Source organism: Nesterenkonia sedimenti (genome assembly GCF_012641515.1).
Taxonomy (GTDB): domain Bacteria; phylum Actinomycetota; class Actinomycetes; order Actinomycetales; family Micrococcaceae; genus Nesterenkonia; species Nesterenkonia sedimenti.
Genome location: NZ_JABAHY010000012.1, coordinates 21,433 through 35,960, shown reverse-complemented (window position 1 = coordinate 35,960; position 14,528 = coordinate 21,433). Strand labels below are relative to the sequence as shown.

Here is a 14,528-nt window from a genome sequence, read left to right as displayed (position 1 = left end):
TGTGAAGATCATTGGTGCCGGGGCCCGTCCAGGTTTCGAGTACACCGTCCATGAAACGTTCTGGACTGTGCCGAACGTCATCACGACCCTGCGTTTTCTACTCGTTCCGGTATTCCTGCTGTTCCTCCACCAGGAGGAATTCCTCCGCGCCTTCTGGGTCCTGGCGGTCCTGGGTGCCACCGACTGGGTCGATGGATTCATCGCCCGCTATTTCAACCAGCTCTCCACGGTGGGCCGCTGGCTGGATCCGCTGGCCGACCGCTTGGCCATGCTCATCGTCACCGTGGCGCTGGTCTACTACGAGATCGCACCGGGCTGGCTGGTATGGCTGATTTTGGTTCCCGACGTCGTACTGTTCGTCAACTCCGCAGTACTGTTCCTGGGCACCCCGCATCTGCCGGTCTCCGGGATGGGCAAGGTGCGCACCGCATGTCTGATGATCAGCCTGCCGATGCTGCTGCTGGCCCAGCTGGAGCAGTTCGCCGATATGTGGGGCGGGCTCTTCCCGCTGGTGGCAGAATCACTTTTGGTGGCCGGAGCAGTCATGCACCTGATCGCCTCGTTAGACTATCTACTGCAAGCATGGGGGAAGTTCCACCGGCTGCGCGGTCAGGGCATCAGGTCCTGGGACCGCAAAGCATGGGCCGGCAGAGCTTCATGGGACGCACCGAAGACACCGCCGCGGCAGAAACAAGGAACGGGAACGGGTGACTGAACGACCGCTACGCATCCTCATCGCAGCCGATACCTACCCGCCTGACGTCAACGGCGCATCGGTGTTCGGCTATCGCCTTGCGCAGCATATGACCGCCCGGGGCCATGATGTGCATATCGCCGCCGCCCGGCCCGGGCCCGGTCCCAATACTGTGGAGTACCAGGATGAGGCCACCATCCACCGGTTCCGCTCTTTCAAAGCACCCACCCATGAGTACTACCGGCTGTGCCTGCCCTGGATGATCGAACCCGGAATGCGCCGCCTGGTGGAGGAGCTGAAACCGGATGTGGTGCATGTGCAGTGCCACTACATGGTCGGCAAGGCCGCAATCCTGGCGGCCGAGGCAGCCCGTGTGCGGCTGATTGCCACCAACCACTTCATGCCCGAGAACCTCGATCCCTTCCTGCCTTTCCCCCGATGGTTCAAGAACGTCCTCTCCCGGAACTCCTGGCGGGATATGGGCCGGCTGATGGGTAAGGCCTCGGTGGTCACCACCCCGACCCCGCTGGCGGCGGCGACAATGAAGTCCAAGGGCGGTTTCGACCATGTGCTGCCGCTGTCCAACGGCATCGATATCGACTACTACAGCCCCCGCCCCGGCGAAAACGTGCCCACCCGGCAGAACCCCACAGTCCTCTTCGTGGGGCGGCTGGCCGTGGAGAAAAACGTCGAAGTGCTTATCGACGCGGTGGCCAAAACCAACCCCGATCTGCAGATCAGCGCAGAGATCGTCGGCGATGGTGAACAGCGTGACCGGCTCCGGGACCAAGTGGCAGAACTGGGGATTGAGGACCGGATCACTTTCCGCGGACATATCGACGACGACGATCTCCGCGAGGCCTATCTCGCCGCAGATGTCTTCTGCCAGCCCGGTACCGCCGAACTGCAGTCCCTGGTCTCCCTTGAGGCAATGAGTGCTGGTAAACCGGTGGTTCTCGCCGATGCCCTGGCCCTGCCGCATCTGGTGACCCAAGGGGAGAACGGTTACCTCTTTGAACCCAATAACAGTGACGATCTCGCTGAACAGCTGAATACGATCTTCACTCAGTCACATCAGGAGCGGACACGGATGGGCCAGGCCAGCCGGGCCAAGGCAGCCCAGCACGCCATCGACCAGACGATGTCCGCCTTCGAGGAGCTCTACCAGGGCTCTGACTGGGTGCATACCGGTCAATTCGACAACTGGTGAGCCAGGGCCAGCAGACGGTCGGCGGAATCGCCCCAGGAATAAGCCGCACTGCGGTCCCGGGCGGATTCCGAGGCCTGAGCGAAACGGGAGGGTTCCTCCAGCCGGTGCACTGCTGAGGCGAGAGCTTCAGAGTCCTCCGATCCAATCAGCTGCGCACCGCCGGCTGCGGCCGCCTCCCCGGTGACCTCGGCGAAGATCGGCAGCTGTGAGGTGATCACCGGGGTGCCATGACTCATCGCCTCCACCACCGGAAGACAGAACCCCTCAGCGCGGGAAAGCGTGACCAGGGCAGTGGCCCGGTGCAGCAGTCGGTGGTAGTCGGTCTCAGAGATCCCATTGTGGAAGACCAGCTGACCGGGGCGCTGGGCCAGTCCACTCAGCTGGGCTCTGCGCCCGGGGTCGATGGGCGAACACAGATGCAGTCGGTACTCAGGGAGCCGGTTCAGCCCGGCAATCACGGCCTCCACATTCTTGTACTGCATGAAGGAGCCCATATAGACCAGCTCCTTGGTCGGGGCAGCATACGGGTCCCGGGGCTGCTCGGCCTGCTGGGCAGCATTGGGGATCAGATGCACCGGTCGCTTAGTCAACCGGTGATCGGCCATCAGGGAGGCGGTGGTCTGTGAAACTGTGGCCACCGCATCGGCCCGGTTCAGAGCAAACCGCTGCGGGGCATAGCTGAGGTGGTAGAGCCGCCAGCCCAACCGGACCGGGGCCGGCAGATTCTGCGGGGGCCTCCGGTGCTGGTAGTAGATCAGATCATGCAGGGTCAGGATCAGTGGATACCGCCTGCCGGCACTGCCCATGGTCTGCATAGGGGAGAAGACCACATCTGGCTTATGCGGGTTCAGCTGCTGGGCCACGAAGGGCTCCCGTGGCCCGGTGGGGGAGGAGATCCGCACCGTCGGCAGACTGGGAAGCAGATTCAACTGCTCAGGGTCGTGGATGATCATGGTGACATCGCTTCTCTCCGCCGCAGCCTCCACCAATGAGGCGGTGTACCTGCTGATCCCGTCGTGAACCCGGGTGCGCACATAGCGGCAGTCAATGAAGAGCCTCATAGACCCCAGTCTGTCATTACCCTGGCCTAACCGGCGCTGACCTGGGATGATGACAGGGATGGCGAATCAATCACACCAGTTCTGGATCGAGGCGCCGTATACCGGGCGCCTGCGTGAGGTCCCGGTGCCCGAACCCGGCCCGGACCAGGTGCTGATCCGCTCGGAGTTCTCCGGCATCTCCGCGGGCACCGAGACACTGGTCTACCGCGGGGAGATCCCACCGGCGGTTGCCGCTCTGATGGCTGCACCTCAGCAATTGGGCGAGCTTCCCTATCCGGTCTCCCACGGCTACCTCAACGTCGGCACAGTCGAAGAAGGGCCTGAGGAACTGCTCGGCCGCCGCGTCTTCACCCTCTCCGGACACCGCAGCCATCTGGTGGTGCCCACTGCCGACTGTCATCTGCTCGATGAGCAGATGCCCAGCAGCCGGGCATTGCTGGGCGGTATCGCCGAGGTGGGGCTCAATGCGACCTGGGAGTCAGAGGTCAGCCTCGGCGACCGGGTCGCGGTCATCGGGGCAGGCCTGGTGGGGCTTGTCACTGGACTGCTGCTGCAGAAACTCAGCCCCGCCAGGCTCGAACTGGTGGAACTGGATCCGGTTCGGCGTCGTCGTGCCGCAGACCTCGGGCTCAAAGCGGTCACCCCCGAGGAGGCATCCGGGGATAACGACGCCGTCCTGCACACCTCGGCCACCGCCGGCGGACTGAACCGGGCACTGGAGCTGACCGGGGACGATGGCGTCGTCGTCGAAATGTCCTGGTACGGCACCGCCGAACCGCAGATCGCCTTAGGCGCGGATTTCCACGCCCGCCGACTGCGTCTGGCCTCTACCCAGGTCGGTGAGGTTGCCGCCCCGAAACGGCTTCGCCGGAGCCGAAGGCAGCGCCTGGCCACCGCTCTTGAACTGCTCGATGAGCGGTTCGACGCTCTGATCACCGGCTCCAGCCCCTTGGTAGAACTGCCGCGGGTGATGGATGACTTCGCCCGCAGGGCAGACTGGACCAACAATGAGATCCTGCACATAGTGACCTACGACCACTGAGCCGACGCTGCGAGGAGCCCGATATGTTGACCGAACACACCGCCATCTTCCGACTGAGGGTGGACGACCACGTGATGATCGCCCACTCCCTAGCAGGGGAGTTCTTCGGCCCCGCCCAGAACCTGCATGGGGCCACCCTGGCGATCACTGCCACCTTCGAACGTCAGGGACTGGATGAGCATGGGGTCGTGATGGATATCGGTGTGGCCACCCAGCTGCTCTCCGAGGTGCTGGAGCCGCTGCGCTACCAGAACCTGGATGAGCATCCGGACTTCGCTGAGAAGATCTCCACCACTGAGGTGATCTGTCAGCACATCGCGCTGCAGCTGGCCTCTGCGCTGCCGGAGGGCCACGGGCTGCAGGCCCTGGAGGTCGCCGCCGAGGAACACCCCCGGGCCCGCGGCATGGTGCGGATCGAACTCAGCCCGGCCTGAACCGATCCCCGCCCATGACTCGGATTCTCTGGGCTGAGCCCCAGCTGCCCGCGGTCAGCGGGGGTCTGCGCTATAACCAACAGCTGCGCAGTGCACTCACTGCTGCCGGTGCCCAGGTGGAGGTCTTAGCCCTGCCCGAGGAGGTATTCGCCCAGCCGACGGGCACCCAAGCTCTGACTGAAGCCCGGGCGAAGATGGCCACGGATCTGGTGGTCATCGACGGGCTCATCGGCTCGGCAAACCTCCAACTGTTCACCACCCCCACTCCAGATGACGACGACGCCGCCACTGTTCTGCTGGTCCACCTTCCCGCTGCTGCAGCCCTGGCTGCCCAGGGTGAGATGGACCCCGAGGTGGTCCGCCTGGAGAAATGGGCAGTCCTCGAGGCTGACCACGTGGTCACCGCCAGCCACTGGGCCGCAGGTGAGCTGCGCCGCCGCTACCGCCGCCAGGACATCGAGGTCGCACAGCCGGGGGTCGAACAGCCGCAGGATCTCCTCACCCCAGCCGGGAGCGAATCAGCGGACGGAGTTCTCACCTTGGCCGCAGTGGCAGCGTTGAACCCGCTGAAGAACCATCTGCTGCTGGGACAGGCGCTGCAGCCGCTGATGGACATGCCGCATTGGCAGTTAGTACTTGCAGGACCCGGGGCGGAGACCGAGTACGGGCAGGAAGTCCTGGCAATACTGAACCGGCAGCTGCCGGACCGCGTGGAGTACCTCGGGGTGCTCTCACCCCTGGAGGTCTCCCAGCTGTGGTCCCGCACCGATCTGTTGCTGCTTCCTTCCCTGGTGGAGACCTACGGGATGGTCGTCGCCGAGGCCTGCGCCCACGGGGTGCCCGCTCTGGTCGCCTCCGGCACTGGAGCCGAGGAGGCTGCCGGCGGGGCTGGTCTGATCGCCGATACTGGCCATCCCGAGACCTGGACCCAGCAGCTGCGGGCCTTCCTCACAGACGCCGATCACCGCCGAGATCTGGGCGCCCGCGCGATGCAGCGGCGCTCGCAACTGCCGACCTGGGGCCAGGCTGCCGATCAGTTCCTGAACCTCCGATAGGATGGATCAGGCGCGCTCAGCCGCCCTCAACCGGGGTTAGCTCAGTTGGTCAGAGCAGACGACTCATAATCGTTTGGTCGCGGGTTCAAGTCCCGCACCCCGGACTCTTCGACTCAGTCATAGGATGGTCATGTGAGTCATGCACAGAAACTCCTGATTGCCGCCCGTATCACCGCCGTCTTGAGTGTGGCTGCCGTCGTCGTGCTCTTCGCCACCGGAGGCCAGCTGGTTCAGAACTACTCCGGCATCGACATCCACGGCGCCGCAGCCATCGGACTGCATATCACCACCGGCCTGCTGGCACTGACTCTGGTGCTGCGCGCAGTACTGACCCGCACCGGTATCTGGGCCGCTGCAGCTGCCATGGTGCTCTTCGGCATCAGCTTCGTCCAGGCCGAGCTCGGGGACTACTCCACCCTGGCCAATCATGTGCTCGGCTCGGTGATCACCACCGTGCTGTGCACCTGGCTGACCGCGTGGAGCTTTGCTCGGCGCAACAGCCCAGCCATAGACTCATGACCGGAGAACTCCCGCACCCGATCCGTACAGGAGAGACCATCGCCATGACCGCCATTGCTGAATCCACCCGCCTGCGCCGCCTGCTGATCGCACCCCTGGCAGTGGCTGGCCTCCTGGCCGTCTCCGCCTGCGGGGATGACGAGGCCGATACTGATAACGGTGAGGAGACCGACCAGGCCGAAACTGACGGCGGCGACGAGGCCAATGGCGAGGAGGGCGCCGAGGATGAGGCCCTGACCATGGACGAGGTCAGCGCCAATGACTCCGCAGAATCCTGCTGGGCCGTGATCGACGATACCGTCTACGACCTCACCGGCTGGATCGAGGAGCACCCCGGTGGCGAGGGCGCTATTGAACAGCTCTGCGGCACCGATGCCACCGAGGCCTTCGAGGGTCAGCACGCCGGCTCTGACGGTCCCGAGCAGCAGCTGGCTGAGATGGAGCTCGGTGATCTCGAAGGGTGACCGACCCCAGTAGACGGGTACAGCGGCGCACCCTCGCCGTCGTCGTCATCTCCCAAACCCTTGGGGGAGCAGGACTTGCAGCGGGGGTGGCCGTCGGGGCCCTATTGGCCCAGCAGATGCTGGGCTCGGAGGGGCTCGCCGGTCTCCCCACCGCCCTCTTCACCCTCGGCTCGGCCGTAGCCGCCTTCCTGGTCGGCAGATTCACCCAACGCTGGGGTCGTCGAACAGGTCTCGCCCTGGGCTTCGGCGCCGGTGGGCTCGGCGCCCTCGGTGTGGTCGCAGCCGCTGTGGCCGATTCCCCACTGCTGCTGTTCCTCTCCCTGTTCATCTACGGCTCGGGTGCCGCCACCAATCTCCAAGCCCGCTACGCCGGCACCGACCTCGCCCCGGAGGCCCGCCGCGGCACCGCGATCTCGGTGGCCATGGTCGCCACCACCGCCGGGGCAGTGGCTGGCCCCAATCTCGTCGATCCCCTGGGGAGGCTCGCTCTCTGGCTGGGTATCCCCGAATTGGCCGGCCCTTTCCTGCTGGCAGCAGTGGCCTATTCTGCGGCGGGACTCGTGCTCTTCCTCCTGCTTCGGCCTGATCCCTATCTGCTGGCCAGGGAACTCAGAGCCCAGGGGCAGCCCACCCCGGATGAGCAGGCTGAGCAGGCCCCAACTGCCACTGAGCCCAGGGTCGGACCCAGCGCCTATATCGGTGCCAGCATCATGGTCCTGGTGCAGATCTCCATGGTCGCGATTATGACCATGACCCCGGTCCATATGCGCGCCCACGACCACGAGATGGCCGCGGTCGGACTGGTCATCGGCCTGCATCTGGGAGCGATGTGGCTGCCCTCGCTGATCACCGGATACCTGGTCGATCTCCTGGGCCGGATCCCCATGGCTCTTGCCGCCGGGGCAACACTTCTGGCCTCGGGAGTGCTGGCCGCATTGGCCCCCGGAGATTCCTTGGGCCTGCTGATCCTGGCCCTGGTGCTGCTGGGAGTGGGCTGGAACTTCGGCCTCATCGCCGGCACCGCCCTGGTGGTGGATGGAACCGTGCCGGAGAACCGCCCCCGAACCCAGGGCAGTATCGATGTCCTGGTGGCCTTGGCCGGGGCAGGCGGAGGCGCGATGTCCGGAATTGTCATGCACCATACAAGCTTCGCGGTGCTCTCCCTGGCCGGGGGACTGCTGGCTCTGCTGTTCATCCCCGCGGTGTTCCTGGCGCGCAGGTCACGTAACAGTGGAGTAGATCACTAAACCGTTCTTGTAGTTGTAACTACTGGTGAGAGTGTCCGCCAATCCCAGACTGTCGACTCCCGGTCATGCAGTATTTCCAGCTGGTTCACCTCAGTTCTATGAGCTGGGACATGGCGCCGTCTGCCTCGGCGCCATCTGACGGTTAGAACCTGGAAGGACCAGACGTGACCAGCAAATATGAATCCACGCGGCGAGGCTGCGCGGCATTGGCGGGAGCAGCGTTGCTCGTCTCTGCCCTGCAGCCGGTAGCCGCATCTGCTGAGGGGGATGAGACGCCGGCGTCTCCTGAGCCCACGCAGACCACTACGGAGTCTGCCAGTCCCACAGCGGAGAGCACCGAGAACGAGGGAAATGACGAGGGGACCGAGGAAGACGCGGAGGCCGGTGATCCCGAAGACGATCCCGAGGCTGACGCACAAAACGACGACGACGCCGTCGATGACTCCCTCAGCAGCGAGCAGCTGAACGAGGAAGAGGACGAGGCCGGTACTGAGGACGAGGCCGGTACTGAGGAAGAGGCCGAGCAGGCCGAAACCCAGAACGAGATCGATGTCCCGGAGGACGCCCTGTTCTTCGAGGACTTCAGCGAGATCGCCGACGGCGAGCTCCCCGAGGGCTGGAACGCCGTCGAGGGTGAATGGCATGTTGAGGACGGCCGCCTGCTGGGCACCTCCGAGGACACCAATCAGCAGTCGCGGATTGTCTTCGGCGAGCACCACGAGCATTACCGCATGGAAACCATCCTGCGGTTTGACCAGGCGAATAACGATGCCCGCTGGACTGCCCTGGGCCTGGATATGACCCCTGACGGTTCCGTGCCCTGGTGGCATGCCGCCATGCGGGTGAACTCCTCGGCCCATAACGGCATCGAGTTCGCCGAGCGGACTGCCGCAGACGGCTGGAATGTCACCAACACGGCATCGGCACCCCGTGATGCCGGAACCGGCGAAGATGTCCATATCGCCGTCGAGGTCAGCGGAAACCGCGCCCACTGGTATTTCGACGGTGAGCGGGTCCTGGAGACCAACAGCCTCCGGCGCAGCCCCGAGGGCATCCTCGGACTTGTGGTCAACGGCTCTACGGTCTCCTTCGACCACGTGCTGGTCACCGAGATCGCGCCATTCCCCACCTTTGAGCTCAACGAACCTGGCGACCCCGCTGCAGTGGTCGGCCACCGCGGCGACTCCGCAGTGGCGCCGGAGAACACGATGCCGGCCATCGTCTCCTCTGTTGAGGGTGGAGCCGAGTTCTTCGAGATCGATATTGACTTCACCGCCGATGGTGAGATTGTGGCGATCCACGATGACACAGTCGACCGCACCACCGACGGTACAGGTGCGATCCGGGAGCTGACCTACGCCGAGGTCAGCGAGCTGGATGCCGGTTCCTGGTTCGATCCCGCCTACTCCTACGCCGGAGTGCCGACCCTGGATGAGGTGCTGGAGTACATGGCTGACTCCGGTGCCCATCTGCTCCTGGAGTACAAGAGCGAATGGGATGCTGAGATGGTCGCCGCCAGTGCCCAGCTGATCGAAGAGCACGGTGTTGAGGACCAGATCATCACCCAGAGCTTCGATCTGACCACTATGGCGAACCTTCAGCAGGAGCTGCCCGAGGTTCCCCGAATGGTGCTGGGCGGAATCAACGATGACGCCATCTCCACCGCTCATGACCTCGAGGCCGTGGGCTACAACCCGCCGGTCAGCCACGTGCTGGAGAACCCCGAGTGGGTTCAGGAGGCCAATGAGGCAGGCCTGGCCACCTTTGTCTGGACCGTCAATGAGGCCGACGATTGGGCGACCCTGACCAACCTGGGTGTCGAAGGCATCATCACCGACCACCCCGGCCAGCTGATGGGCTGGAACGATCGGTACACCGCAGGTGATCCCGAGGACGGTGTGGTCCCGGCGATCGTGGCCCACCGCGGAAACTCGGGTGTGGCGCCGGAGAACACCATGCCGGCTGTGGCCTCCGCGGCTTATACCGGGGTGGAGTACTTCGAGATCGACATCTTCATGACCCGGGACAATGTCCCAGTGGCCCTGCACGACACCACCCTGAGCCGGACAACTGATGGCTTCGGATTCATCTCCTCCCACACCTATGAGGAGATTCAGGATCTCGATGCGGGTTCCTGGTTCGCCGGCGGCTACGGCTATGGCGGAACCCATATCCCGACCCTGGATGAGGTCCTCGAGCATATGGGTGACACCGGTGCCCATATGCTCCTGGAGTACAAGGGTGACTGGAACGCCGAGGAAGCTGCCATCACAGGAGACCTCATCGAGGAACATGGGATGAGCGACCAGGTTGTGGTGCAGAGCTTCAGCATGACGACCATGCGCAGCCTCCAGCAGGAGCTGCCGGATATCGACCGCATGCTGCTGGGTGGGTCCACCACCCTGCACCGGGATCGTGCCCTGGAGGTCGAAGCCATCGGCTGGAACCCCAGCGCCAGCACCGTGCTGGGCAATCCGCGTCTCCTGGAGGCAGCACATGAGGCTGATCTCTATATGTTCGTCTACACCGTCAACAGCGCCGGCCAGTGGGCAGAGCTCACCGATCTCGGCGTCGACGGCATCATCACCGACTACCCCGATCGGCTGAAGGGCTGGCGGGCCCGCTACGACCAGGTCGTCGAGCAGCCCGACCCCACCTTCCCCCTCAATCCGGTGGAAGATGACGACGACGAGGACGACAACGGCACCGAGCCGGATCCAACGGAGACACCGGACCCAACCGGAACCCCGGATCCCACAGAGACTCCCGATCCCACGGGGTCCCCGGAGCCGACCGAGGAGCCGACCGGTACTACTGACCCGACGGAGACCCCGGAACCCACAGGTACCCCGGAGCCGACGGAGGATCCCACCACGGATCCCACTGAATCACCAGATCCGAGCGAAACTCAGGAGCCAACTGCGGATCCTGATGAGACGGAGCAGCCGACGGACTCGCCGAGTCCCACGGACCCCACCGATTCTCCGGACCCCACGTCGGACCCCACCGAGACTGAATCACCCTCTCCCTCTCCTGAAGAGGACGAGGAAGGCACTGACGAGGACCAGCTAGAGACTGTCGGCACTGTCACCCTGACCCCCGGAACTGTTGAGGCTGGAGGCACAGTCACCGTTGAGGCCGACGGCTTCGAGCCCGGTGAGGACGTCGAGATTGCCATCAACCCAGTTCTGGCCACTGTCGAGGCCGATGAGGACGGCGCACTGAGCGTTGAGGTCACCATTCCGGAGGATCTCGAGCCCGGTGAGTACGACCTCACAGTCACCGGTCTGACCAGCGAGAACTTCGGTTCCGCTGCGCTGACGGTGCTGCCTGCGGCAGCTGAGGCCGGCCAGGAGGACGAGGGCACTGAGGAGGAACCGGCAACGGATGACTCCACAGATGAGCCTGAGGTCTCCACCGGTGAGGTCAAGGGCGAACTGGCGCAGACCGGCGCTGGTACTATCGCCATCCTGGCAGCGGGATCCATCCTGCTGCTGGCCCTGGGCGCCCTGCTGCTGCTCGGTATGCGCCGTCGCAGCTCCGCAGTCCAGAGCTGATTTCCGCAGATAACTGAATAAGCGTATTGGCGGCGCTTTCTCGTTGAGGGGGAGTGCCGCCAACGCTTTTAACCAGCAGAGCAGACTCCGGTTGCCGGCAGGTTGAGATCGCGTGGGCTGGCATCAGCCCCAGCCAGATACGCAGCCACTGAACGGACCTGCTCGTAGCCGGTGGCCATCAGGAATGTCGGCGCCCGACCATAGGACTTCATACCGACGATGAAGAAACCCTCCTCAGGGTGGGCCAACTCCGCAGCCCCATGAGCCCGAACAGTGCCGCAGGAGTGCACTGCGGGATCAATCAGCGGAGCCAGCCGAACTGGCGCTTCCACTGTGGGATCCAGCTCCAGGCGCAGCCCACGAAGTATTTCGAGATCGGGCCGGAACCCCGTGGCCGCAGCCAGCGCATCCACCCGGAGACCCCGACCGTCTTGGAAGCTGGCCTCCAAATCCCCGTCGACTGACTCAAGAGCCTGGACCTCGGCCGAGGTCAGCAGCTCGATCTGCCCAGCCTCCACGCTCTGTCGCAGCTGCGTCCCCAGGGCCCCTCGCTCAGGGAGCCCATCGCGGTCCTCACCCCCATAGCTGCGCTGGGGGTCGGCGCTGCGGATCGCCCACTGAATGCTGGTGCTGGGAACTTCGCGCCGCAGGGCCACGAGGTTCAGCAGAGTATTGACCGCCGAATGCCCGGATCCGACCACCAAGGCTCGGCGTCCGGCCACCCGATGGCGATCGGCGCCCAGCACATCAGGCAATGGTCCCAACAGATGAGGGGCGAGAGCGTCGTCGTTCTCTCCTGCTGCGGGAAGCCCACCCGCGCCGAGGGGATTCGGTGTGTGCCAGGTTCCGGAGGCATCAATCACCGCACTGGCTTGGAAATCGAGTACCTCACCGTCAGTCTCGGTACGAACCAGGAACGAATCCTGCCGCCGGAGAACACTCACCACCCGCGTCCGGTACCTGATGCGCGGGTCCAAGGTGTTCGCAGCGGCAATCGGCTTCAGATACTCCTCCACCAATTGCGCACCGGTGGGTAGGATGCCCGGGTTCGGTTCCTGCCAGTCGGTCTCCTCCAGCAGCCGCCGGCAGGCAGCATCAATGTTGTACCGCCAGGGGGAGAACAGCTGGATATGCCCCCACTGGCTGATTGCGGCTCCAGCATGCTCCCCGGATTCCAGAACCAGAGGCTCCAGCCCGTATTCGAGCATATGCGCTGCAGCGGCGAGGCCGATCGGCCCGGCGCCGATGACGATAACGGGCTGCTGGCTGGTCATATCGACTCCTAGGTGTGGGGAACTGAAGGGGTGAAGAATTTGCGGGCCCACAGCGCCACGTAGACGAGACCGACCAGTACCGGCACCTCGATCAACGGTCCGACGACGCCGGCCAGGGCCTGGCCGCTGGTGGCACCGAAGGTAGCGATGGCCACGGCGATAGCCAGTTCGAAGTTATTGCCGGCCGCAGTGAAGGACAGGGTGGTGGTGCGCTCATAGTCCATACCCAGCAACCGGCCGATGACCATTGAGGCGCAGAAGGTGACCACAAAGTAGATCAGCAGTGGCACTGCAATTCGGGCGACATCCAGGGGTTGGCTCATGACCTGCTCGCCCTGCAGGGCAAAGAGCACCACGATGGTGAACAGCAGCCCGTAGAGGGCCCAGGGGCCGAGTTTGGGCAGCAGTCGCTCCTCATACCAGGTGCGGCCGCGAGTGCGCTCGCCGATGAGCCGGGTCAGGAACCCGGCAGCCAGTGGGATCCCGAGGAAGACCAGGACTGAGAAGGTGATCGCCCAGAAGGAGAACTCTGCGGTGGTGGTCTCCAGGCCCAGCCAGCCGGGCAGAACTTGGAGGTAGAACCAGCCCAGGATGCCGAACATGAAGACCTGGAAGACGGAATTGATCGCCACCAGCACCGCAGCGGCCTCCCGGTGGCCGCAGGCGAGATCATTCCAGATCAGCACCATGGCGATGCAGCGGGCCAGCCCCACGATGATCAGCCCGGTGCGGTATTCGGGAAGATCCGGCAGGAAGATCCAGGCCAGTGCGAACATGAATGCCGGTGCCAACAGCCAGTTGATGGCCAATGAGGTGATCAGCAGTTTCTTGTCCCGCATCACCAAGTGGGTCTCGGCGTAGCGGACCTTTGCCAGCACGGGGTACATCATCAGCAGTAGGCCAAGGGCGATCGGCACCGAGACTCCGGCAACTTCCACAGCGTGCAGCAGCTGGCCCACTCCGGGAGCGAGGAGAGCGATCAGCAGGCCCAGCCCCATGGCGGCCAGAATCCACACCGGCAGGAACTTATCCAAGAGGGAGAGTCGGGATGTGACTGCGGCGGTGTCCGGGGTGAGAGTTGGCGAGGACATGAAACCCTTCGGCAGAATATTGACGTCTATCGATGTATGAGTATGCTCGTTTATATCGACAAACGTCAATGGAGGGTTTCTGTGAACGCAATCGACCCTGAGCACGCATCGGACCTCGCGGTTCGGTTCAAAGCCCTCGGCGACCCCAACCGGATCGCCCTGCTCTCGCTGATCGCCGCCGGTGAGAATGCCGAGGCCTGCGTCTGTGACCTCACTGAGCCGCTGGGCCTGGGGCAGCCGACGGTCTCCCATCACCTGCGGATTCTGACTGACGCGGGTTTCCTCAACCGGCAGAAGCGGGGAACCTGGTCGTATTACTCGATAGTTCCCGGAGCCCTGCAGTCGCTGTGCTCTGACCTCTGTGATGAATCCGGCCTGGGCGCGATGCTGCAGGTCGGATCGGTGTCCCCACGAAATGGAGGAGATTGCTGCTGATGACCGAAACCAAACCCGGAGTGCTGTTCGTCTGCGTGAAGAACGGCGGAAAGTCTCAGATGGCAGCGGGGCTCATGCAGAAGGCACTCGCCGACCGAGGGAAGCCCGCAGCGGTGCGCATCAGCTCTGCCGGGACCAAGGCGGGGGAGAAGGTCAACGCGCTTTCTGCTGAGGTGCTTCAGGACGTGGGAGTCGACATCACGGACCAGAAGCCGACCCAGCTGACCGAGGAGGCCATGCGAGAAGCAGGCCGGGTCATCGTCCTAGGTGCTGAGGCTGAGGTGCCCGAGGTCGAGGGCGTCACCATTGAGCGTTGGGAGACCGACGAGCCCTCCCAGCGCGGCATCGAAGGCCGCGAACGCATGGAGCTGGTCCGCGATGACATCCGACGTCGAGTCGTAGAACTCACCGAGAAACTGGTCTGACCTGCTATTTTTATTCTGAA

At 64.2% G+C, this 14,528-nt stretch carries 14 protein-coding genes and 1 tRNA gene; 12 read left to right on the top strand and 3 right to left on the bottom strand.

Annotated features, from left to right (window positions below; all coding sequences use genetic code 11):
- The first annotated feature begins 1 nt into the window (after nucleotide 1).
- A complete protein-coding gene (locus tag HGQ17_RS11685) occupies nucleotides 2-715 on the top strand; it encodes a CDP-alcohol phosphatidyltransferase family protein (protein WP_168888122.1) in 714 nt (237 codons plus the stop codon).
- Complete coding sequence (locus HGQ17_RS11680) at nucleotides 708-1,904, top strand: glycosyltransferase (RefSeq protein WP_168888121.1); 1,197 nt, start codon at nucleotides 708-710, stop codon at nucleotides 1,902-1,904. The genes HGQ17_RS11685 and HGQ17_RS11680 overlap by 8 nt, the downstream gene beginning before the upstream one ends.
- On the opposite strand, the gene HGQ17_RS11675 is transcribed toward HGQ17_RS11680, so the two are convergent.
- Nucleotides 1,886-2,965, bottom strand: a complete 1,080-nt coding sequence (locus HGQ17_RS11675; RefSeq protein ID WP_168888120.1) for a glycosyltransferase family 4 protein — start codon at nucleotides 2,963-2,965, stop codon at nucleotides 1,886-1,888. The two genes, HGQ17_RS11680 and HGQ17_RS11675, sit on opposite strands and share 19 nt — an antisense overlap.
- A gap of 58 nt (nucleotides 2,966-3,023) precedes the next feature.
- Between HGQ17_RS11675 and HGQ17_RS11670 the strand changes: the two genes are divergently transcribed.
- From HGQ17_RS11670 to HGQ17_RS11635, 8 genes are all read left to right on the top strand, one after another.
- Nucleotides 3,024-4,007 carry a zinc-dependent alcohol dehydrogenase gene (locus tag HGQ17_RS11670; protein ID WP_168888119.1) on the top strand — a complete coding sequence of 328 codons (984 nt, stop codon included), beginning with the start codon at nucleotides 3,024-3,026 and terminating at the stop codon, nucleotides 4,005-4,007.
- 23 nt (nucleotides 4,008-4,030) lie between these two features.
- Nucleotides 4,031-4,441 (top strand): 6-pyruvoyl trahydropterin synthase family protein, encoded by a 411-nt coding sequence (locus tag HGQ17_RS11665; RefSeq protein WP_211090626.1) that lies wholly within the window; start codon nucleotides 4,031-4,033, stop codon nucleotides 4,439-4,441.
- A gap of 14 nt (nucleotides 4,442-4,455) precedes the next feature.
- Complete coding sequence (locus HGQ17_RS11660) at nucleotides 4,456-5,496, top strand: glycosyltransferase family 4 protein (RefSeq protein ID WP_168888118.1); 1,041 nt, start codon at nucleotides 4,456-4,458, stop codon at nucleotides 5,494-5,496.
- Between the two features lie 30 nt (nucleotides 5,497-5,526).
- A tRNA-Ile gene (locus tag HGQ17_RS11655) sits at nucleotides 5,527-5,600 on the top strand.
- A 28-nt stretch (nucleotides 5,601-5,628) separates the two neighbouring features.
- Nucleotides 5,629-6,015 carry a hypothetical protein gene (locus HGQ17_RS11650; protein ID WP_211090625.1) on the top strand — a complete coding sequence of 129 codons (387 nt, stop codon included), beginning with the start codon at nucleotides 5,629-5,631 and terminating at the stop codon, nucleotides 6,013-6,015.
- Nucleotides 6,012-6,479 (top strand): cytochrome b5 domain-containing protein, encoded by a 468-nt coding sequence (locus HGQ17_RS11645; protein ID WP_168888117.1) that lies wholly within the window; start codon nucleotides 6,012-6,014, stop codon nucleotides 6,477-6,479. Before HGQ17_RS11650 ends, HGQ17_RS11645 begins: the two co-directional genes overlap by 4 nt.
- Nucleotides 6,476-7,726 (top strand): MFS transporter, encoded by a 1,251-nt coding sequence (locus HGQ17_RS11640; protein ID WP_168888116.1) that lies wholly within the window; start codon nucleotides 6,476-6,478, stop codon nucleotides 7,724-7,726. The genes HGQ17_RS11645 and HGQ17_RS11640 overlap by 4 nt, the downstream gene beginning before the upstream one ends.
- A gap of 164 nt (nucleotides 7,727-7,890) precedes the next feature.
- Complete coding sequence (locus HGQ17_RS11635) at nucleotides 7,891-11,283, top strand: glycerophosphodiester phosphodiesterase (RefSeq protein ID WP_168888115.1); 3,393 nt, start codon at nucleotides 7,891-7,893, stop codon at nucleotides 11,281-11,283.
- 68 nt (nucleotides 11,284-11,351) lie between these two features.
- Here the strand turns inward: HGQ17_RS11635 and HGQ17_RS11630 are convergent, their stop codons facing one another.
- Nucleotides 11,352-12,557 carry an NAD(P)-binding domain-containing protein gene (locus HGQ17_RS11630; protein ID WP_168888114.1) on the bottom strand — a complete coding sequence of 402 codons (1,206 nt, stop codon included), beginning with the start codon at nucleotides 12,555-12,557 and terminating at the stop codon, nucleotides 11,352-11,354.
- Nucleotides 12,558-12,565: 8 nt separating this feature from the next.
- The gene (arsB, locus tag HGQ17_RS11625; protein WP_168888113.1) at nucleotides 12,566-13,648 is read right to left on the bottom strand and encodes an ACR3 family arsenite efflux transporter; all 1,083 of its coding nucleotides are present in this window, start codon (nucleotides 13,646-13,648) and stop codon (nucleotides 12,566-12,568) included.
- Between the two features lie 81 nt (nucleotides 13,649-13,729).
- On the opposite strand from arsB, the gene HGQ17_RS11620 reads away from it, so the two are divergent.
- Both HGQ17_RS11620 and HGQ17_RS11615 read left to right on the top strand, forming a co-directional pair.
- On the top strand, nucleotides 13,730-14,083 hold the full coding sequence (locus tag HGQ17_RS11620; protein WP_324615271.1) for an ArsR/SmtB family transcription factor: 354 nt from the start codon (nucleotides 13,730-13,732) through the stop codon (nucleotides 14,081-14,083).
- Entirely contained in the window at nucleotides 14,083-14,508 is a 426-nt protein-coding gene (locus HGQ17_RS11615; RefSeq protein ID WP_168888111.1) for an arsenate-mycothiol transferase ArsC, read from the top strand. The genes HGQ17_RS11620 and HGQ17_RS11615 overlap by 1 nt, the downstream gene beginning before the upstream one ends.
- Nucleotides 14,509-14,528: the final 20 nt, after the last annotated feature.